The 18,855-nt window shown below is 64.7% G+C and carries 17 protein-coding genes; 14 read left to right on the forward strand and 3 right to left on the reverse strand.

Translation table 11 applies throughout. The annotated features are described in order from the left end of the window. Window positions 1-29: 29 nt before the first annotated feature. Both H1B27_RS32400 and H1B27_RS32405 read right to left on the reverse strand, forming a co-directional pair. Entirely contained in the window at window positions 30-1,820 is a 1,791-nt protein-coding gene (locus tag H1B27_RS32400) for an ABC transporter permease subunit (RefSeq protein WP_197968852.1), read from the reverse strand. Then, window positions 1,817-2,971, reverse strand: a complete 1,155-nt coding sequence (locus H1B27_RS32405) for an ABC transporter ATP-binding protein (RefSeq protein WP_197968923.1) — start codon at window positions 2,969-2,971, stop codon at window positions 1,817-1,819. The genes H1B27_RS32400 and H1B27_RS32405 overlap by 4 nt, the downstream gene beginning before the upstream one ends. Before the next feature lie 246 nt (window positions 2,972-3,217). Here H1B27_RS32405 and H1B27_RS32410 point away from each other — a divergent pair, with 246 nt between their 5' ends. The 9 genes from H1B27_RS32410 (at window position 3,218) to H1B27_RS32450 (ending at window position 11,600) form a co-directional block, all read left to right on the forward strand. Continuing rightward, window positions 3,218-4,027 carry a CoA transferase subunit A gene (locus H1B27_RS32410; protein WP_061877173.1) on the forward strand — a complete coding sequence of 270 codons (810 nt, stop codon included), beginning with the start codon at window positions 3,218-3,220 and terminating at the stop codon, window positions 4,025-4,027. Then, window positions 4,027-4,785: a CoA transferase gene (locus tag H1B27_RS32415; RefSeq protein ID WP_197968853.1), complete on the forward strand. Its 759-nt coding sequence runs from the start codon at window positions 4,027-4,029 to the stop codon at window positions 4,783-4,785. The genes H1B27_RS32410 and H1B27_RS32415 overlap by 1 nt, the downstream gene beginning before the upstream one ends. Further along, window positions 4,782-7,094, forward strand: coding sequence for a molybdopterin-dependent oxidoreductase (locus H1B27_RS32420; protein ID WP_197968854.1), 2,313 nt, complete (start codon window positions 4,782-4,784; stop codon window positions 7,092-7,094). The genes H1B27_RS32415 and H1B27_RS32420 overlap by 4 nt, the downstream gene beginning before the upstream one ends. Before the next feature lie 14 nt (window positions 7,095-7,108). Continuing rightward, window positions 7,109-7,678: a peroxidase-related enzyme gene (locus tag H1B27_RS32425; RefSeq protein ID WP_197968855.1), complete on the forward strand. Its 570-nt coding sequence runs from the start codon at window positions 7,109-7,111 to the stop codon at window positions 7,676-7,678. A gap of 126 nt (window positions 7,679-7,804) precedes the next feature. Continuing rightward, window positions 7,805-8,464, forward strand: a complete 660-nt coding sequence (locus tag H1B27_RS32430) for a hypothetical protein (protein ID WP_311977342.1) — start codon at window positions 7,805-7,807, stop codon at window positions 8,462-8,464. 20 nt (window positions 8,465-8,484) lie between these two features. Beyond that, window positions 8,485-9,177 (forward strand): L-fuculose-phosphate aldolase, encoded by a 693-nt coding sequence (locus tag H1B27_RS32435; RefSeq protein WP_197968924.1) that lies wholly within the window; start codon window positions 8,485-8,487, stop codon window positions 9,175-9,177. A gap of 32 nt (window positions 9,178-9,209) precedes the next feature. Beyond that, entirely contained in the window at window positions 9,210-10,172 is a 963-nt protein-coding gene (locus tag H1B27_RS32440; protein ID WP_197968857.1) for a carbohydrate kinase family protein, read from the forward strand. A gap of 52 nt (window positions 10,173-10,224) precedes the next feature. Continuing rightward, window positions 10,225-10,971 (forward strand): SDR family NAD(P)-dependent oxidoreductase, encoded by a 747-nt coding sequence (locus H1B27_RS32445; protein ID WP_061877167.1) that lies wholly within the window; start codon window positions 10,225-10,227, stop codon window positions 10,969-10,971. Between the two features lie 467 nt (window positions 10,972-11,438). After that, a complete protein-coding gene (locus tag H1B27_RS32450; RefSeq protein WP_082821920.1) occupies window positions 11,439-11,600 on the forward strand; it encodes a DUF2934 domain-containing protein in 162 nt (53 codons plus the stop codon). A gap of 575 nt (window positions 11,601-12,175) precedes the next feature. Here the strand turns inward: H1B27_RS32450 and H1B27_RS32455 are convergent. Next, the gene (locus H1B27_RS32455; protein WP_061877165.1) at window positions 12,176-13,966 is read right to left on the reverse strand and encodes a peptide ABC transporter substrate-binding protein; all 1,791 of its coding nucleotides are present in this window, start codon (window positions 13,964-13,966) and stop codon (window positions 12,176-12,178) included. 455 nt (window positions 13,967-14,421) lie between these two features. On the opposite strand from H1B27_RS32455, the gene H1B27_RS32460 reads away from it, so the two are divergent. From H1B27_RS32460 to H1B27_RS32480, 5 genes are all read left to right on the forward strand, one after another. After that, window positions 14,422-15,204, forward strand: coding sequence for a MetQ/NlpA family ABC transporter substrate-binding protein (locus H1B27_RS32460; protein WP_061877164.1), 783 nt, complete (start codon window positions 14,422-14,424; stop codon window positions 15,202-15,204). Window positions 15,205-15,332: 128 nt separating this feature from the next. Next, complete coding sequence (locus H1B27_RS32465; protein WP_197968858.1) at window positions 15,333-16,367, forward strand: putative FMN-dependent luciferase-like monooxygenase; 1,035 nt, start codon at window positions 15,333-15,335, stop codon at window positions 16,365-16,367. Between the two features lie 38 nt (window positions 16,368-16,405). Next, window positions 16,406-17,020: a CMD domain protein gene (locus H1B27_RS32470; RefSeq protein WP_061877162.1), complete on the forward strand. Its 615-nt coding sequence runs from the start codon at window positions 16,406-16,408 to the stop codon at window positions 17,018-17,020. Further along, window positions 17,017-17,592 carry an alkylhydroperoxidase domain protein gene (locus H1B27_RS32475; protein WP_197968859.1) on the forward strand — a complete coding sequence of 192 codons (576 nt, stop codon included), beginning with the start codon at window positions 17,017-17,019 and terminating at the stop codon, window positions 17,590-17,592. Before H1B27_RS32470 ends, H1B27_RS32475 begins: the two co-directional genes overlap by 4 nt. Window positions 17,593-17,650: 58 nt before the next feature. After that, window positions 17,651-18,808, forward strand: coding sequence for an ABC transporter substrate-binding protein (locus H1B27_RS32480; RefSeq protein WP_061877160.1), 1,158 nt, complete (start codon window positions 17,651-17,653; stop codon window positions 18,806-18,808). Window positions 18,809-18,855: the final 47 nt, after the last annotated feature.

Genomic DNA, 18,855 nt, shown 5'->3' on the forward strand with positions numbered 1-18,855 from the left:
CTCTTTCCTCCAGTTGAAATTGATTTGCGTCACGTCGCCTTCCGTGACGTGGCGAGAACGGGTCGTGCGAGGACGAGCCCTGCGACCACCAGAAGCACCTCCAGCGTCGAGACCACGGCCAGCACCGGATTGAGCCGATAGTTGATGTCGCCCCACAGCATGAGCGGAAGCGTCTTCAGCTCCGCGCTCGACAGGAACAGCGTCAGCACCAGCTCGTCGAACGAGTGCAGGAAGGCAAAGAATGTCGCGGCAGCCAGGCCCGGCATGATGGCAGGCAGCGTCACCAGGCGGAACACCGTCAGGGATGATGCGCCATGGACGGCAGCCGCCTGTTCGAGCCTGGCATCGACGCCTTGAAGCGATGCTGACAGGATCACCACGACGATGGGAAGGCCGCCGATCGCATGCGCCGCGGCAAGGCCGAAGACGGAGCCGACGAGATCGAAGCGCAGGAACAGGCTGTAGAGCGACAGGCCGAGCACGACCGGAGGGACGATGATCGGACTTACGAGAAGCAGCATGATGGCTGATTTGCCGCGAATGCTGCTCCTGACGATGCCGAGGGCCGCCGAGGCGCCCAGCACGATCGCGATGCCGGCGGACATCGCCGCGACGACCAGGGAGGTCCAGAACGCCCGCATCCAGTTCGAGTCGGAGAAGAACTGCTCATACCAGCGCAGCGAGAAGCCCGGCGGCGGAAAGGTCAGATAGCTTGCGCTGCTGAACGAAATGATCATCACCACGATGATCGGCAGGATCAGTATGGCAATGACCAGGCCGCCCATGATGCGGACGGTCCAGGTCCCGCAGCTCGCGGGCAGGCGCCCGAACAGCCTCAGAAGCGGCCAGCCGATCACGTCGGCCGCTGAGGCGCCGAGACTGCGGCGGCTGCCATCGGCGGCGCGGAGGTCTGTCTTCCCTGGTGTAGCCTCCGTCAACTTGCGGCCGCCCCAAATGAACTCGAACCCCAGAAAGCGTCCGGCCACCGCGACCACTGCCAAGGTGATCGTCAGCAGCACCACGCCCAACGCCTGCAGGAATCCCTCCGATGTGACCGAGTCTGCCTGCTGGGTGATATGCATGGCAAACATCTGGTCGCCGGGTCCGCCGAGCAGGGTCGGCGTAATGAAGAAGCCGATCGCGGCGACGAAGACGAGCAGGAAGCCGGCGCCCATGCCGGGCAAGGTCAGTGGCAGCATCACGCGCCAGAACGCCGCAATGGGTCCGGCACCGCTGGCCAGCGCCGCGCGCGTCAGGCTTTGATCAAGCCGCGCCACGCTGGAATAGATCGTCAGCACCATCAACGGCAGAAGCACCGCGGTCATGCCGAGAAGCACCGTGCCGCGATTGAAGAGCAGCTGCACGGGCTCGCTCAATATCTCGATCGAAACCAGCAGCTTGTTGACCGGCCCGTTGCGGCCGAGCAGGACCATCCAGGCGTAGGTCCGGATCAGGATGGCGATGAAATAGGGCAGCACGATCGCGGTCGCGATCAGGGCCTGCGCAAGGCCGCGGCTGCGGTGGATGAGCAGCGCAGTCGGATATCCGAACAGCAGGCACAGGCCCGCGACGGTGACCGAGATCTGCATCGTGCGGACGAGCGAATCCCAATAGAGCGGTATCGCGAACACCCGCTCAAAGTAGGACGACCACGACGGCCCGCTCACGCTGATGCGGATGAGATCGATCAGCGGCAGCAGGTAGATGAAGGCCAGAAACGCAAGCGCGGGCACGAGCAGCAGCGCAGGATCCCTTAACCTCCTGACGAGATCGAGATCCGCAGGACGGTCCGCCTGGACGCCGATCGATGCCGAGGTCATGCAAGCACCCAGCAGTCCGCGGCGCCCCAGCTCACGTGGAGACGATCCCCGACGGTCGGCAGGGGCCGGTCGGCCATGTCGGTACACCTGATCAGGAGCGGCTCTCCGCCCTCCATCTGGGCCTCGATCCGCAGGATCTCGCCAAGGAAGATCGCAGACGTGACGCTGACGGGCGCGGAATTCGCAGTCGGTTCGTTCGACACGGCGATGCGTTCCGGACGCACGAGCACCGTTGCTCGCCCGACGTCGATCGTGTCCCGGCTTTCGGCGTTGAACACGTATCCTGTGCGGCTTTTCATCGTCAGCGTCGATCCGCGCTTCTGCAGAATCTCAGCCTCGATCAGATTGCTCTCGCCGACGAACGAGGCGACGAAGCGATCGATCGGATGCCGATAGATGTCCAGCGGGCGGCCGATTTGAACGATCTTGCCGGCGTTGAGTACCGCGATGCGGTCGCTCATCGTCAGGGCTTCGCCCTGGTCATGGGTGACGAACAGGATCGTGCTGCCGATGGTCCGGTGAAGGTCGCGGATCTCGATCTGGATCTGCTCGCGCAACCGCCGGTCCAGGGCGCTGAGGGGTTCGTCCATCAGCACGACCTTGGGCCTCCTGACGATCGCGCGGGCGATCGCGACACGCTGCTGCTGCCCGCCCGACATTTGCGAAGGAGACTTCGTCGCATGCTCCGTCAGCCGCATGATCTCCAGCGTTTCGGCGACACGTCGCTCCGCGGTCGCCCGGTCGACACCGGCCATGCGAAGTGGAAACGCGACGTTCTGGCTGACCGTCATGTTCGGAAACAGCGCGTAGCTCTGGAACACCATGCCGAAGCCGCGCTTGTGCGTCGGAACGTTGTGGACAGGCTTGCCGTCGACGAGGATTTCGCCGCTGTCGAGGCTCTGGAATCCGGCCACGAGATTGAGCAGCGTCGTCTTTCCGCTGCCGGAAGGGCCAAGAAGCGTGATGAATTCGCCCGGCTCGATGTCGATGCTGATCTGGTCGACCGCGTGGAAGCTGCCGTATCTTTTCACCGCGTCGCGGACCGCGATGCTCGATCCGATGGCGTCGCGTTCCCGGAGGCGGCCGGTCGGCGACGTCCCAACGTTCGCATCGCCGGAGCGCATTGCGCGCAGAGCCGCGGGCTCAGCCATTCTCTCCTCCCAAATCGTTCTATATTGTAGAACACTATTCCAATTATTGTTGGCGCAGCGCGCCGTCTTGTCAAGTCGAGACACCCGATCGCGGCGCAATGGCGCGCCGCTGCGATCCATGCGGAGGCGGGATCCCCTGCAAACGAAGGCGCCATTGGTGAAGCCAGATTGACAGGGTCGTCTCGATCCGCCTAACATAAACTTGGAATAGCGTTCTACAATATAGAACGCAACGCAGGGAGGATGATGGTGTTGAGCGAGCCTCGCGCAATGGCGAAGCACATCGAGCCGGGCATGCGCGTGGCGCTGCCGGTCGACTACGCCGGCGTCTCCATGGCCATGACGCGGCCCATCATCGAGCATGGCGCGGGCAATCTCGATCTCGTCTGCGTGCCTACCGGTGGATTGCAGGTCGACCAGCTTGTCGGCGCGGGTCTGGTCCGGACCGTTGAGACCAGCGCCGTCTCGCTCGGCGAAGCGGGTGGAGCGCCCCGCTTCAACGCCGCAGTCAAGGAAGGCGCGGTTCGACTGAAGGACGCGACGTGTCCTGCGATCCATGCGGGCCTGATCGCGGCGCAGAAGGGCAGTCCCTTCATGCCGCTCCGAGGGCTGATTGGAACGGATCTGCTCCGCCATCGCGACGATTGGCGCGTCGTCGACAATCCGCTGGCGGACGGCGGCGATCCGATCGTGCTGATTCCCGCCATCAAGCCCGACGTCACGATCTTCCATGTGCCCATGGCCGATCGCTTCGGCAATGTCTGGATCGGGCGGCGCCGAGAGCTTGCCGCCATGGCTTACGCCTCGCAGACGGTTCTCGTCACGGTGGAGCGAATCGTCGAGGAGAATCTGCTCGCCGACGAGATGAGCGCGGCCGGTGTGCTGCCGGCACTCTACGTCACGGCGGTCGCGTGCGCGCCAAGGGGCGCGTGGCCCTACGGTCTGTGGGGCGAATATCCGGCCGATAGCGCAGAGATCGCCCGCTATGCGAAGGCCGCGCGAACGGCCGACGGCTTCTCTGCCTATATGACGCAGGCGCAGATGGAGCCCGCGTGATGGCTGAAGTTCTCCCTCGCGAAGTGCTGATTTGCACGATCGCGCGGTTGCTCGACGGGGTCAGGCACGTCGCCGTAGGCGCCTCCTCTCCGATTCCCGCCGCCGGCGCGATGCTGCTGCGTGCCATGAAGGAAGCGGGCGGCACCGTCGGCCCACGCATCTCCATTCTCGGTTCTGTCGAGCACAATTTCTTCACCAACGGCTCGGCGGAGCTGTTCGATTGTGCCGGTCAGGGCCGGATCGACGCGTTCTTCCTCGGCGGGGGCCAGATCGACGGCTTCGGCAACGTGAACCTCGTCGGGACCGGTGATTATCCGCGCTCGAGCGTGCGCTGGCCCGGCTCGTTCGGGTCGGCCTATCTCTACTTCGTCGTGCCGCGGGTCATCCTCTTCCGCGAGGAGCATACGCCCCGCGTCTTCGTCGAGCACGTGGACTTCATCAGTGCGCCGGGCGTCAGTCCCGAGGGAGTGTTTCGGAGCGGCGGCCCCGTTGCTCTCTTGACCGGTAAGGGCCTCTTTCGGTTCGATAAGACCCGGCCCGGATTCGATCTCGAGAGCGTTCATCCCGGGCACGATCTTGCGGAGATCAAGCAGGCGACCGGTTTCCGGTTTGGCCATGATGCCGAGCCGCGGCAGACCCCGCTGCCCGATCGATCGACGCTCGACCTGCTTCGCGGCCGTGTCTTCGACGAGCTCGCCGAGACCTATCCCGAATTCGCCGCGCAGATGCGGCGCGATCTTGTGGCGGTCGACGCATGAGCAGGATCAAGCGGGTCCCGCATTGCAGCCATTGGGGTGCATACACGATCCTCGTCGAGGACGATCGCATCGTCGGCGTCGAGCCATTCGAGCACGATCCGGCGCCTTCCCCGATCATCCATTCCATTGCCGAATGGGCCAACCCCGAACGGCGCGTGCTGCGACCGATGGTCCGCTCGGGCTGGCTCGACAAGCGCGAGAAAAGCGATCGTCGGGGCCGCGGCCGTGAGAAATTCGTGCCGGTCAGCTGGGACGAGGCGACGACGCTGGTCGCCGACGAAGTGCGCCGCGTCGCCGGCACGTTCGGCAACGCGTCGATATTCGCGGGCTCGTATGGCTGGACAAACTCGGGCCGCCTGCACCATGCCTCATCACTTCTGAAGCGCATGCTCAACCTGGTTGGCGGCTTCACCAGGCACGTCGACACCTATTCCATCGCGGCAGGTCCCGTGATCCTGCGGCACACGCTGGGCAGCGACGACGCCTGCGGCGGCCGCGCCAATACGCTCGACACCATCGCGCAGCACACCGAGACGCTGGTGGTGTTCGGCGCTCTGTCGCCGCGAACCGCGCAAAACGAGGCCGGAGGAATTGGCAGCCATCGCCTCGAGACTTATCTCAGGGAGATCGTCGAGCGCGGCGTCAAGGTCGTCCACGTATCGCCACTGAAGGACGATCTGCCCGACTGGGTCGACGCCGAATGGTGGCCGGTTCGACCGAATACGGACGCTGCGCTGATGCTCGGGCTTGCCGGCGAGATCGTGAAGGCGGGCCGGCACGATGCGGATTTCCTCGCGCGCTGCACCAGCGGCGCGGATCGCCTGCTTGGTTATCTCGAAGGCCAGACGGATGGCGTGCGCAAGGACGCCGTGTGGGCCGCGAACATCTGCGGCCTCGATGCGGACCGGATCGCGACGCTGGCGAGGCGCCTTGTCGACACGCGGAGCATGCTGACGGTGAGCTGGAGCCTGCAGCGGGCCCATCACGGCGAACAGCCGTTCTGGGCGGCGCTCGGACTTGCATCGGTGGTCGGCCAGATCGGATTGCCGGGCGGCGGCGTTGGTTACGGCTACGCCTCACTGGGGGGCGTGGGGGCGCCGCTCAATATGGGCCGCTCTCCTGCCATTTCACAGCTGACGAGGCCGATCGACAGCTTCATTCCGGTGGCGCGGATCAGCGACATGCTGCTCAATCCCGGCAGGCCGTTCAGCTACGAAGGCGAGATCCGCACCTATCCGGATACGAGGCTGGTCTATTGGGCGGGCGGCAATCCCTACCATCATCACCAGGACCTCAATCGCCTGTCGGAAGCCTGGACGAGGCCCGAAACGATCGTCGTGCAGGACCCGATGTTCACGGCGACAGCCCAGCGGGCCGACATCGTGCTGCCGGCAACCACGTCGATCGAGCGCAACGATCTTGCCGGCAACAGGCGCTCCGACTTCATCCTGGCGATGAAGAAGGCGATCGAGCCGCTGGGCGAATCCCGCTCCGACTTCGAAATCTTCAACGCGATCGCAGGCAAGCTCGGGGTGGCCGATCGGTTCAACGAGGGCCGGGGCGAAATGGGCTGGGTCCGGCATCTCTACGAGGCCTGCCGCAGCGATGCCTCGCAGCGCTTCGGCTTCGCGATGCCGGATTTCGATGCGTTCTGGGAAGCCGGCTATGCCCGCTGCCCGGTCAAGGCAAAACACACCTTCTTGGCCGACTTTCGCAACGAGCCGGAGGCGCATCCGCTCGGGACCGAAAGCGGAAAGATCGTGCTCGGCAGCGAGACTCTGGCCAGGCTGGACTATGCCGACTGTCGCCCGCATCCCGCGTGGATCGAGCCGGCTGAATGGCTCGGCAATGCCTCCGACGCCGGCCAGATGCACCTCATCTCGCACCAGCCGGCCGGCCGACTTCACGGCCAGCTCGAAACCGGCGCATCGAGCCGGGCGATGAAACGCAACGGCCGCGAACAGGCTCGCCTTCATCCTGACGACGCGGCTGCTCTCGGCATCGCCGACGGCAAGACGATCCGCATTTGGAACGGCCGCGGGGAGTGCCTCGCGACGGCGGAGGTCACCGACAAGGTCCGTCAGGGCGTACTGGTGCTTCCGACCGGTGCCTGGTTCACGCCGACGGGCAATAGCGGCCTGGAGGTCGCGGGCAATCCGAACGTGCTCACGCTCGATATCGGCACCTCTCAATTCGGCCAGGGCTGCTCGGCTCACACCTGCCTCGTGCGAGTCGAGCCGTACGCCGCCGATCGGCGCGATGCGTTCGAGGCCTATCAGGAATCGCTCGTCGCGCTCGCGGCAGTCTAACAGGAGCTTGGAACATGTCTGCGCCCGCCATCAGCCGCTTTGCCGTCCCCGATATCGCGACGCTCCCTACGGATATCCGCTCGCGGATCGAGGCGGTTCAGGAGAAGTCCGGCTTCGTCCCCAACGTCTTTCTGACACTCGCGCATCGTCCTGACGAGTTCCGGGCGTTCTTCGCCTATCACGACGCGCTGATGGACAAGCCGGGGCCGATCACCAAGGCCGAGCGCGAGATGATCGTTGTCGCGACCAGCAGCGCCAATCAGTGCCAGTATTGCGTCGTGGCGCACGGCGCCATCCTGCGGGTGCGAGCGAAGAATCCGCTGATCGCGGACCAGGTCGCCGTCAATTACCGCAAGGCCGATATCACCGCGCGACAAAGGGCGATGCTCGATTTCGCGATGAAGGTCTCGGCGCGCGCCTATGAGGTGGACGACTCCGACATCGTCGATCTCAAGGGACACGGATTCACCGAGGAGGACGTCTGGGACATTGCCGCCATCGCGGCATTCTTCGGCATGTCGAACCGCCTCGCCAACGTCACCAGCATGCGTCCGAACGACGAGTTCTTCGCGATGGGACGCTGAACGCCGCGGACGAAAGCTGAAATGGTATCGTTGGTCATCGACAGACGCTTCCGGGGCCCGCCCAATTCCGGCAACGGAGGCTACGTTTGCGGATGTCTCGCAAGGCACGTCGCCGGAGACGCCGAAGTGACGTTGCGTGCCCCGCCGCCGCTGGAGCGGCCGCTCGACGTGCTGACGAAGGCCGACGGCGCGATCGAGTTGCGCGAAAAAGACGAACTGCTCGCGACGGCGCGTGCAGCAGGCATCGATGTGTCGGACGTTCCCAGGGTGAGCTACGCGGCGGCCGAAGAGGCGGTCGGTAGAACACCCTACGACGAGCAGACCCACAATCTTCCGGGATGCTTCGTCTGTGGCCCCGCACGTGGCCATGGCGACGGTCTCCGGATCTTCGCAGGTCCGCTGCAGGCGGGGGCAGTCCCGGGCAAGCCCGTCGTGTTCGCGGCCTCCTGGATGCCTCATGGCAGTCTGTCCGGCGAGGACGGTCATGTCGCGCCCGAATTCGTCTGGGCCGCTCTCGATTGCCCGACCGGCTATTGCAGCGTGGGCGCCCGTCACCTCGGATTGAACGGTGACGAGACGGTTCTGCTCGGACGCATGGCCGCTCGGATCGATCGCCGGCCGCGTCCCGGAGATCGATGCGTGGTGGTGGCGTGGCCGACGGGGCGGGAAGGCCGCAAGCTATTTGCCGAAAGCGCCCTGCTTGATGCGGAGCAGGAGGTGCTGGCAACCGCGCGCGCCACCTGGCTGTTGGTCGACCGGCAGGTCCAGCTCGGAGCAAGTGCATGAACGCGAATGGGAAGCAGGGCATGAGCGGTTGCGATACGGAGCTCGAACTTCGTCAATCCATCATCGACGCGTGTCGCGAGATGGCGGCGCAGGGCATCAACCAGGGAACGTCCGGAAACATCAGCGTCCGAACCGAAGACGGCATCCTGCTCACGCCGTCCGGTCTTCCCTACGACCGCATGAGGCCCGAGGACATCGTGGCCATGAAGTGGGACGGCTCGTGGACCGCGTCGGCCGGCAACGTCCCTTCGACGGAATGGCGTTTTCACCTCGACATCCTGAGGTCGAAGCCGGAGGTTGGCGCCGTGGTTCACGCCCATCCGATCTTCTGCACGATCATCGCGATCATGAATCGCTCGATCCCCGCGATTCACTACATGATCGCCGCTGCCGGCGGAAACGACATTCCCTGCGCGCCCTATGCCCAATACGGCACGGCGGAGCTGTCGCAGGCTGCGCTGGACGCGCTTCGCTATCGCCGCGCCTGCCTGCTCGCGCATCACGGGCTGATCGCCGTCGGTCCCAACCTGCGCAAGGCCATGTGGCTCGCGGTGGAGGTCGAAGTGCTCGCCAAGCAGTATCACGGCTGTCTTCAACTTGGCTCTCCTCCGCTGCTGCCGGACGAGGAAATCGACAGCATCCTGAAGCGATGGGGGCAATACGGCCTGCGCGATAGCGAGGGCACGCCCAAGGTCCCTCAGCTGTCGAGCTAGATCACGATCCAACCACTGTCCTGCGAGAACTCATGGCCTACACTCACGACGTCAGCGTCTGCGGTACTTATATTCTGGATATTCTGGGGGTCCCGGTGACCGAGATTCCGCCCGGTGGCGGCCGCTTGTTGATCGAAGAAATTCGGCTCGCGGTCGCGGGTACCGCCGGCGGAACGGTCGTCCCTTGCGCGCGTCTCGGTCTGAAGGCGCTCGCGGTCGGCGCCGTCGGCTCCGATGAGAAGGCCGACTGGATGCTGAACGCGCTGGAGCGTGAAGGTATCGACATCTCTCTCATGGAGCGGATGGCCGGCAGTCCGACCTCGGCCACGATCCTGCCGATCCGGCCCGACGGCTCGCGTCCGGTCATGCACGCAAGGGGCGCCTCCGCCCGCTGGCGTATCGCGCCCGACACGCAAAAGGCCGCTTGCCGGAGCAAGATTCTGCATCTCGGCGGGGTTGGTTCCTTGCTCGCGATGGATGGAGCGCCTTCTGTCGCATTGCTGCGCGATGCGAAGGCGGCCGGTTGCACGACGACGCTCGATCTCATCCAGGCGCGGCGCGAAACGCTGGCGCTGGTCGAGCCGCTGCTGCCCTATGTCGACTTCTTCATGCCGAGCATCGATGAGACCAGTGCGATGGTGGGAACCGACGATCCCGCCGCGTGTGCGCGGTTCTTCATCGACAAGGGCGCGGGGGCCTGCGCCATTTCTCTCGGTGCCGATGGCTCGTTCGTGATGACACGCGACGGACGTCAGTTCACGGTGCCGGCGTTCGAGGTCGCGGTCCGCGATACCTCGGGATGCGGCGATTCCTACACGGGCGGCTTCATCGCCGGTCTGGTTCGCGACTGGGACCTGCTCGACTGCGCCAGGCTCGCGACCGCGACGGCCGCGATCGTCGCGACCGGGCTGGGTTCGGGCGCCAATCTCGTCTCGTTCGAGGAGACCGTGAAGGCCATGAACACCCTCCCGGTCCGCAAGGCCGCTCGCGCCTGATCCATTCACACCGGCAGAAACTATTCATCCGAACAACAGGGGAGAACGCAACATGGCCCGACATGCGATCGTGACGGGAGCAAGCCGTGGAATTGGCCGCGCGATAGCCATCGGCCTTGCAAGGCGCGGCTACGATCTCGCGCTGACCGACATCGCTGCCCAGGAGAAGGTCCTTCTCGAGACCGTTGCAGAGGTCGGGAAGCTTGGCGGCCGATGCATCCCGGTGCTGGGCGATGTGAGCGATGCCGGCGATTGCAGGCGGACCGCGGCTGAAGCCATCCAGGGACTTGGGCACATCGATGTCCTCGTCAACAATGCGGGAATCCTCAGGCTGGCGTCCATCGACGAGCTGACGACCGACACGTGGGACCAGACGTTCGCCGTCAACACGCGCGGCGTGTTCCAGATGACCCAGGCCGTGGTGGCCCATATGAAGGAGCGCAAATACGGACGGATCGTCAACATCGCTTCGCTCGCCGCCCGAACGGGCGGTCCGGGACAGTCCCACTACGCTGCATCGAAGTCGGCCGTGGTCGGCTTCACGCGCGTCTCGTCCATGGAGTTCGGAGGCCACGGCATCACCGTGAATGCCGTATGTCCGGGCATCATCGTGACGGAGATGGGGCTCAACAATCTCCGCGATCCCGAACGAGTTGCCTATTTCGAGAAGGTCACCGACCTGCACCGGCTCGGGCAACCGGAGGACGTCGTCGGTCCAGTAGCGTTCTTTGCGTCGGATGATTCCGCGTTCGTGACCGGCCAGGCCCTCAACGTGGATGGAGGCATCTTCTACAGCTAGCGGCCGGACCGTGCGCCGCCAGCAAGTTTCTGGCCCCGCGAGTACGGCATAGGCCGTGCAACCATCGCGCAGGGAAGGCCGAGTGATTGGCACGACCTGTATGCTGCTGTGCGGTCTCCCTTTTCGCTATTTTCGCGCAGCAGACCGCGGGTGCGAGGTCAGCTCCTGGCTTTCCTGCGCCTCATGGCTTTAGAGGGTGGAGCGATCAAGCAAACCTTGGGCGGATTGCGCCGCGAGAGCGCGAAGCCGCTATTTGATAACCCGCGTCAGCCGCAATTTCGCTGGTGAGAATGGATTCCGCCCGGCGTGGACGGGCGCGCAGGAACTCTTGCACATGGTCGAAGCTTGACTCTGCGGGCCAGCGTCGCCGCCGATGGCTGGCCTGCACGGCCTCGCCTCCAAGCCCCCCAGGACCCCCACGGGAACCCCCCAAGGGTGGGGCCGTGCTTCCAAAGCAGGAGGTGCAATTGTCCGAGCCGACCGAGCAAGAGATCAGAGAACGTGCGCATCGCTTGTGGGAGCAAGCCGGCAGGCCTGAAGGCCGCGAGGAAGAGTTCTGGCAGGCCGCCGAGCAGGAGCTGCGCAACGAGGACAAGTCGAACACGTTGCGGACGCCGGATACGCTGTGACCGACAAGACCTGCCCCTCCTGCCACGGACTGGGATGGGTCTGCGAAAACCATCCGCTCCGGGTCTGGAGTGAGAAGCTGGCCGGCTGCCGCTGAGGCGAGGGCATGCCCTGCACCTGCAACACGGCCGAAGTTCCCGAAGCCAGGGTGGTAATCGTCGAAGCGGACACGACGTGGCACTAAGGCGCGATGCGATTGCGATGAATCGTCATCGCGCTTTGGGGCGTTGATGGGCCTCGCTTGCCCTGCCGTTCCTGAGAGCTTGATTGCCCGTATCTCTCGCAAGAAGGAGAAAAGCCGCCGGGTTCCTCGCCCTGGCGGCTTTCGAAAGTCCGTAGCTGTCGATCGTCTCCGCAGCTCGTGCGTACCGCCGTTACCTTGTTTGCGGCCATGCCCGGTCTCTGTAGGGGAAGGCGCGTGCTTCTGCTGTGATCTGGAGCACACAATGGAAGGGATTCGGTCCATGTCGCCTTCCGGATCCCGGCGCTGCACCGCGATAAGCGCATTCACGCGCGTCTTCGACACGCGATCTGCGTTACAGCTTGTCCGGGACCCGAGAGATTCGGCGAACGCCCCTCAGCTCCGATACCACGCCGCCAGGTTCCACGTAATGGTGTCCCACCCGGAGATGTCGATCATGAGGCTGTTGACGCTCGCGTTAACGATGTGGCGCGAGAGCAGCGGCAGGAACACGTTGGCCCCGCAGAAGATCTCGTCGACCTTCATCAGCAGCGCGGCGCGCTTGACCGGATCGAGCTCGTTCTGGGCGGCCTTGTAGGCCTTGTCGGCTTCGGGATCGGAATAGCGCGAGTTGTTGCGGCCCAGCCATTTATTGTCCTTGGTGGCGATCTCCCAGGAGACGCACTGGTTCAGCAAGCGCTCCGGATCGGGCTGCGGCTGCGTCGTGTTGTACATCTCCATGTCGGCATAGAATTTTGAATAGGTGTCGGGGTTGCCGACGTCGGAGGAGAAGAACACCGATGCGGTGACGGCCTTGATCTCGATCTCGATGCCGGCCTTCTGGCAGGCCTGCTTGATGATGGCCTGAGTCTTCTGGCGCGGGGCGTTGGTCGAGGTCTGGAAGACGTATTTGAGCTTCTTGCCGTCCTTCTCGCGGATGCCGTCCGCGCCCCGGGTCCAGCCGGCCTCGTCGAGGATCTTGTTGGCCTTGTCGATGTCGAACTCGTATTTCAGCCTGGGGGACTTGAACTGCTTGGGCGCGTTGACGAAGCTCGCGGTTGCGAGGGCGCCGCGCCCGTAGATGAATTTCTGGATCGAATCGCGGTCGATCAGGAGATTGATCGCCCGACGAACCGCGGGATCGGACAGTGTCGGGTGCTTGGTCTTGACGCTCGAACGCTCGCCGTCGACCTCGGTCCAGGGGTCCGTCGTGTTGAGGATGATGAACTCGACATTGCCCGAAGGCGTGATGTCGAGCTTGCCTTTGCCGCCCGCCTCCATGCGCTTGAGGACCTCCTCCTCCACCTGCATGTTCCAGGCAAAGTCGTATTCGCCGGTTTGCAGCACCGCACGCGCCGCAGACACCGCGTCGCCGCCACCCTTGACCTCGAGCGTATCGAAATGCGGCTGGTTCTTGACGTGATAGTCGGGATTGCGCTCGGCGCGGATCATGTCGCCCGGCTTGAACTCGACGAATTTGTACGGACCGGTGCCGACCGGCTTGAGATTGCCCGGAGCCTCGCGCGACTTGGCGCCGACATAGTCGCCGAAATGATGCTTTGGCAGGATCTGGCCGACCGAGCCGCCGACGAACGGGTCGGCCCAGAACGGCGTCGGCGCCTTGAAGAGCACCTTGACGGCGTAGTCGTCGATCTTCTCGACCTTGATGTCCTTGTAGGAGCCCGTGGTGTAGGCCGCGGTCGCGAGGTCCGCGGCGTACTGCCAGGTGAAGACGACGTCGTCGGCGGTGAATGGCTTGCCGTCGTGCCAGTTGACGCCCCGCTTCAGCTTCCAGATCACGCTCATGCCGTCCGCGGCAAGGCCGCCGTTCGCCTTGGTCGGCACCTCGGCGGCCAGGCAGGGAATGAGATTGCCGTCTTTGTCCCAGCCGGCGAGCGGCTCGAAGAAGATGCGCGTGGCGATCTGGTCCTTGGTGCCGATCGCGAAATGCGGATTGAGCAGGGTGGGCGCCTGCCACAGCAGGATCTTGAGCGTGCCGCCGCCGCCGGCCTTGGTCGGCTTGTAGGCAAGCGTGGCGTCCGCCATCGCCACGTCATGCCACACCAGGATCTGGCTCGCGACCGGTGCGGCGATCCCGATCGCGGCGACCTTCCGGATGAACGAGCGTCGCGACAGCCTGCCTTGCTTCACCTCGGCGATCAAACCGCGGATCTCATTCTCGTTCATCGGACGTCCTCCACCTGCGCAACTCGTCGCCAAGCAGCCATCATGTTTCATGACGGCGGGGGCGGCAATGCCGGCAAGCCGGGGATGCGACGAAATGACGATGCGGAGAGCGCCCACTGGCGGGGCACGGACCCGGATCGCCTGCCTGAGAGATCCAGGCGGCGATCCGGTGCGATCTAGGTGAACTTGGGGAAGTTCTAAGGCCGCACCGGAACGCTACCCCGGCAGGCGCAGATCCATCAAGTTTCGGAGTGTTGCGCTGGCGAAAGAATCATTGCCGCGGCCGGGAAATCGCCACACATGAAAGATGCCCGGCGTGATTTCTTTTCCGTTTGATGTCGAATGGAGAACGTGCGTCCGCGGGGGCCTGCCAATATGGTTTTCCATTTCATTGATTTCGCGCGGCGGGGAAGCGAATACGGTTCCATATTTGTCGCAGACCTACGGAGACCAAGATGTCGTTTCGCCTGCCTCTGATCCTCTCTGCCGTGCTCGCCGCATGGTCCTCCACAGCCGGGGCCGAGGCCATCAAGATCGGCGTGACGCCGGGGCCGCATGCGCAGATCCTCGAGGCCGTGAAGCCGATCGCCGCCAAGCGGGGACTCGATATTCAGCTCCTCGAGTTCTCCGACTACGTGGTGCCGAACGCGGCGCTCGATTCCGGCGACATCCAGGCCAATTCGTTCCAGAACCAGCCTTACCTGGACAACCAGAAGGCCGACCGCGGCTACAAGATCGAGGCCGTCGGCCTGACTGTGAATTTCCCGATCGGCGTCTATTCGAAGAAGCATAAAGCCTTCGCCGACCTCCCCGAGGGCGGCAAGGTCTCGATCCCGAACGATCCGACCAATGGCGGCCGCGTGCTGCTGCTGCTGCGCGACAAGGGCGTGATCAAGCTGAAGGACGGTGTCGGCTTCAAGCCCACGGTGCTCGACATCACCGAGAATCCCAGGAAGCTGAAGTTCATCGAGGTGGACGCGGCGCAGGCGCCACGCGCGCTCGACGACGTCGACGCCGCCGCGATCAACACCAATTATGCAACCCAGGCCGGCCTCGATCCGGTCAAGGATCCGATCCTGCGCGAGGATCCGAAGGGCCCCTACGTCAACCTGATCGCCGTCCGTACCGCCGACAAGGACAAGCCCTGGGTCAAGATCCTCGTGGACAGCTATCACACCCCGGAGGTCAAGGAGTTCGTGCTGACCAAGTTCAAGGGCGCCGTGCTGCCGAGCTGGTAGGCAATCTGCCTGCGTAAAGTCCAAGTAACGGCGATCCGGCGGGCAGCCTTGCGCAATGCCCCGCTTGTCTGGAACTGCAGCAACCGACATCATCGGGGGCGTGGCAATCCTCGCCCGACAGGGGTCGTATGAAACGCTTCGCAAACCTGAAACGCCTGGGCTTCTTCACGCGGTTGCTCGACGAGGCGCCGCCGGCGGACCGTTATCGCTTCGCGGCCGAACAGATCGTGCACGCCGAGAAGGCCGGGCTCGATTCCGCATGGATCGCGCAGCATCATTTTCACGAGCGCGAGGGCGGCCTGCCATCGCCCTTCACGTTCCTCGGCTACGTCGCCGCGCAGACCTCGCGCGTCCGCCTCGGCACCGGCATCGTCACGCTGCCGCTGGAGAATGCGGTCAGGGTTGCGGAGAACGCCGCGGTGCTCGATCTGCTCTGCAACGGCCGCTTCGAGCTCGGCGTCGGCACCGGTGGCAATCCTTCGGCCTTTGCCGCTTTCGGCCTCGACAGCGCGCAGCGCAACGAGATCTTTGCGCGCAATCTCGAAATCGTTCGCACGGCCCTGGTCGGCAAGCCGCTCGACGGCGGCGACACGCTCTATCCGCTGCGGCCACAATTGGACAAGCGCATCTGGCAGGCGACATTCTCGGTCGCGGGCGGTGCCCGGGCCGGCAAGGTCGGCGATGGCCTGTTGCTGTCGCGCACCCAGCCGCGGGCCAAGGAGGCGCCGAAAGCCACGCTCGCCGAGATCCAGAACCCGATCATCGATGCCTATCTCGCAGCGCTGCCGCCGGGATGCGAGCCCCGCATCATGGCCTCGCGTAGCGTCTTCGTCGCCGACGACCATCGCGAGGCGATGCGCTTCGCAGACATCGGACTGCGGCGCGCGCTGCCGCAGTTCCTCAAGGGAGGTCACGCCAGGCCGGGCGAGACGCTGGAGGAAATGATCACCGCGTTCGACACCCATGTCGGCGCCGCCGATGAGGTGATCGCCTCGCTCCGCATCGATGCCACGCTCGAGCGGGTGACCGATCTCGTCTTCCAGGTGCACTCGGTCGATGCGCCGCATCCTTATGTGCTGCGATCGATCGAGCTCGTCGCCGACAAGGTCGCGCCGGCGCTGGGCTGGACCCGGACGGCACCCGAAGTGGCGCTGGCGGGCTAGCCGGAATGAAACATGTTCGCGCTGCACGAGGCTGACTGATGGGTACACTGGACATCATCGACACGCTCGCCGGGATCGAGCCGGGATCGGCTCTCGACGCCATCCGCGCGCGGCGTCCGCAGGCGCGCGAGAACGCGCAGAAGAGCTATCTCTCCCTGTTCGAGCCGATCGATTCGAGCGAGTTCTCGCTTTCCGAGCGCGCGGCGGTCGCGGCCTTCGTGACCGGGCTCCATGGCGAGTCACCCGTCGCCGCCTTCTATCGAGAGAAGCTTGCCGCGAATGCCGATGGAGCGGCCTTGCTCGAACCGATCACAGCCGAGATCGAGCGCGGCAGGACGTCGGGACCGTACGGCGCCTTTCCGGCCGGCCCACTGTCGATCGAGAACAAGGCCGGGCTGATCTATCGCGTCAGCGCGGAGCGCAAGCCCGTACTCGGTGCGAGGCTCGCAGCGGCGCTGGAGCATGCGCATCTCTTGGTGTTCCGCCCGCGCGACGCGTCGTCCGCCGACATGAAGGGGCTGCTGACGGCCGGCTGGTCGCCAACCGGCATCGTCACGTTCTCCCAGCTCGTTGCGTTCCTGTCGTTCCAGGTGCGCGTCGTCAGCGGCTTGCGCACGCTCGCAGCGGCAAGCGCGCAGGAGGTCGCATCATGAATACCGTCAATCCGCCCGTCGTCTTCACTCAGGACGAACTCGGCTGGGTCTCGTGGATCGACCCGCTGCCCGAGACCGAGCTGACCGAACGGCACTTCGCCGGTCTGGTCGACCGCGCCCGCGCCAAGTCGGAATATTTCCGGCTCCTGGTGCGCGATCCCGAAGTCCTTGAAGCCCGCACCAGGACCGACAAGGACATCTTTTACAATGTGGCCGATGGCCTGCCGCGCGCGGAGCGCGAACTTGCGGCGGCTGCAACCTCGCGTTACAACGGCTGCATCTACTGCGCCTCCGTGCATGCGCGCTTTGCCAGCACCTATTCCAAGCGCCGCGACGATGTGCAGCGCCTGCTCGACGAAGGCATCAAGGCCGATCTCGGCGAACGCTGGAATGCCGTGGTCAAGGCGTCCGTGGCATTGGCCGCGACGCCGATCGCGTTCGGTCCCGACAACATCGAGGAGCTGCGCCGTGCGGGCCTCGACGATGCCGAGATCGTCGACGTCATCAACGGCGCCTCGTTCTTCAACTGGGCGAACCGGCTGATGCTGTCGCTCGGCGAGCCCTCGAAATAGGCAATCTCACCGGCACGAGAATTGCTGCTGTTTCAACATTGAATGGATGGAGCCGTGCATGAGCAACATCGATCGTCGTACCCTGGTCAGGGGCTCACTCGCCGCCATGATGGCGGGAGCGGCGTCTTCGCGCGCCGCCCTTGCGCAATCCGCCGAACCGATCCTGCTCGGCGTCAGCGGCCCCTTGACCGGGCCCAACGCGCAATATGGCGCCCAGTGGAAGCAGGGCTTTGATCTCGCGCTCGACGAGATTCACGCCGCCGGCGGCATCAACGGGCGAAAGCTCGCCTACCAGTTCGAGGACAGCCAGAGCGATCCGCGCCAATCGGTGGCGATCGCCCAGAAATTCGTCTCCGATCCCCGCATCGTCATGGAGCTCGGCGATTTCTCCAGTCCCGCCTCGATGGCCGCCTCGCCGATTTATCAGCGCGGCGGCCTCGTGCAGTTCGGCTTCACCAACTCGCACCCTGATTTCACCAAGGGCGGCGATTTCATGTGGAGCACGTCTGTCAGCCAGGCCGACGAGCAGCCGCTGCTGGCGTCCTATGCCGTCAGGCGCCTCGGCCTGAAAAAGCTCGCGGTGCTGCACCTCAACACCGACTGGGGCCGCACCAGCCGCGACCACTTCGTCAAGGCGGCGAAGGAGTACGGCGCCGAGATCGCGGTGACCGAGGGCTACATCGCGGAGGAGCGCGATTTCCGCTCGACGCTGGTGCGCGTGCGCGATGCCAGTCCGGACGGGCTGATCCTGATCTCCTATTATTCCGACGGTGCGCTGATCGCCCGCCAGGCCCGCCAGGTCGGCCTGAAGCAGACGATCTGCGCGGCAAGCTCGGTGTACTCGCCGAAATTCCTGGAGCTCGGCGGTGAAGCGGTCGAGCAAGTGCATCTCGGCACGCGCTATTTCCCCGAGGATCCGAGGCCCGAGGTGAAGAAGTTCATCGCGGGCTTCAAGGCCAAGTACAACGGACAGGAGCCCGATGCATTCAACGCTTATTCCTATGACGCGATGAACATGGCCGCTGCCGTGGTGAAGATCGGCGGCACCGACCGCCGGGCCATCCGCGACGCCTTCGCCAAGGTGAAGGACGTCTCCAGCGTCATCTACGGCCAGGCGACGTTCGACGTCGAGAGCCGCCGCGTCAAGGGCGCCATGAACGCCGAGCTCGTGGTGCGCAAGGGCCAATTCACGCTGTGGGACGGCAAGCCGACCTGACCTGATGGCCGGAGCGGGCGCTCCGGCCGCTTTCTCCCTTCAATAGG

The organism is Bradyrhizobium diversitatis (assembly GCF_016031635.1).
Lineage (GTDB): Bacteria > Pseudomonadota > Alphaproteobacteria > Rhizobiales > Xanthobacteraceae > Bradyrhizobium > Bradyrhizobium diversitatis.

Coding starts and splice junctions, on each gene's coding strand:
- H1B27_RS32400 (WP_197968852.1), bottom strand. CDS start 1,820: ATGACCTCGGCATCGATCGGCGTCCAGGCGGACCGTCCTGCGGATCTC.
- H1B27_RS32405 (WP_197968923.1), bottom strand. CDS start 2,971: ATGGCTGAGCCCGCGGCTCTGCGCGCAATGCGCTCCGGCGATGCGAAC.
- H1B27_RS32410 (WP_061877173.1), top strand. CDS start 3,218: ATGGTGTTGAGCGAGCCTCGCGCAATGGCGAAGCACATCGAGCCGGGC.
- H1B27_RS32415 (WP_197968853.1), top strand. CDS start 4,027: ATGGCTGAAGTTCTCCCTCGCGAAGTGCTGATTTGCACGATCGCGCGG.
- H1B27_RS32420 (WP_197968854.1), top strand. CDS start 4,782: ATGAGCAGGATCAAGCGGGTCCCGCATTGCAGCCATTGGGGTGCATAC.
- H1B27_RS32425 (WP_197968855.1), top strand. CDS start 7,109: ATGTCTGCGCCCGCCATCAGCCGCTTTGCCGTCCCCGATATCGCGACG.
- H1B27_RS32435 (WP_197968924.1), top strand. CDS start 8,485: ATGAGCGGTTGCGATACGGAGCTCGAACTTCGTCAATCCATCATCGAC.
- H1B27_RS32440 (WP_197968857.1), top strand. CDS start 9,210: ATGGCCTACACTCACGACGTCAGCGTCTGCGGTACTTATATTCTGGAT.
- H1B27_RS32445 (WP_061877167.1), top strand. CDS start 10,225: ATGGCCCGACATGCGATCGTGACGGGAGCAAGCCGTGGAATTGGCCGC.
- H1B27_RS32455 (WP_061877165.1), bottom strand. CDS start 13,966: ATGAACGAGAATGAGATCCGCGGTTTGATCGCCGAGGTGAAGCAAGGC.
- H1B27_RS32460 (WP_061877164.1), top strand. CDS start 14,422: ATGTCGTTTCGCCTGCCTCTGATCCTCTCTGCCGTGCTCGCCGCATGG.
- H1B27_RS32465 (WP_197968858.1), top strand. CDS start 15,333: ATGAAACGCTTCGCAAACCTGAAACGCCTGGGCTTCTTCACGCGGTTG.
- H1B27_RS32470 (WP_061877162.1), top strand. CDS start 16,406: ATGGGTACACTGGACATCATCGACACGCTCGCCGGGATCGAGCCGGGA.
- H1B27_RS32475 (WP_197968859.1), top strand. CDS start 17,017: ATGAATACCGTCAATCCGCCCGTCGTCTTCACTCAGGACGAACTCGGC.
- H1B27_RS32480 (WP_061877160.1), top strand. CDS start 17,651: ATGAGCAACATCGATCGTCGTACCCTGGTCAGGGGCTCACTCGCCGCC.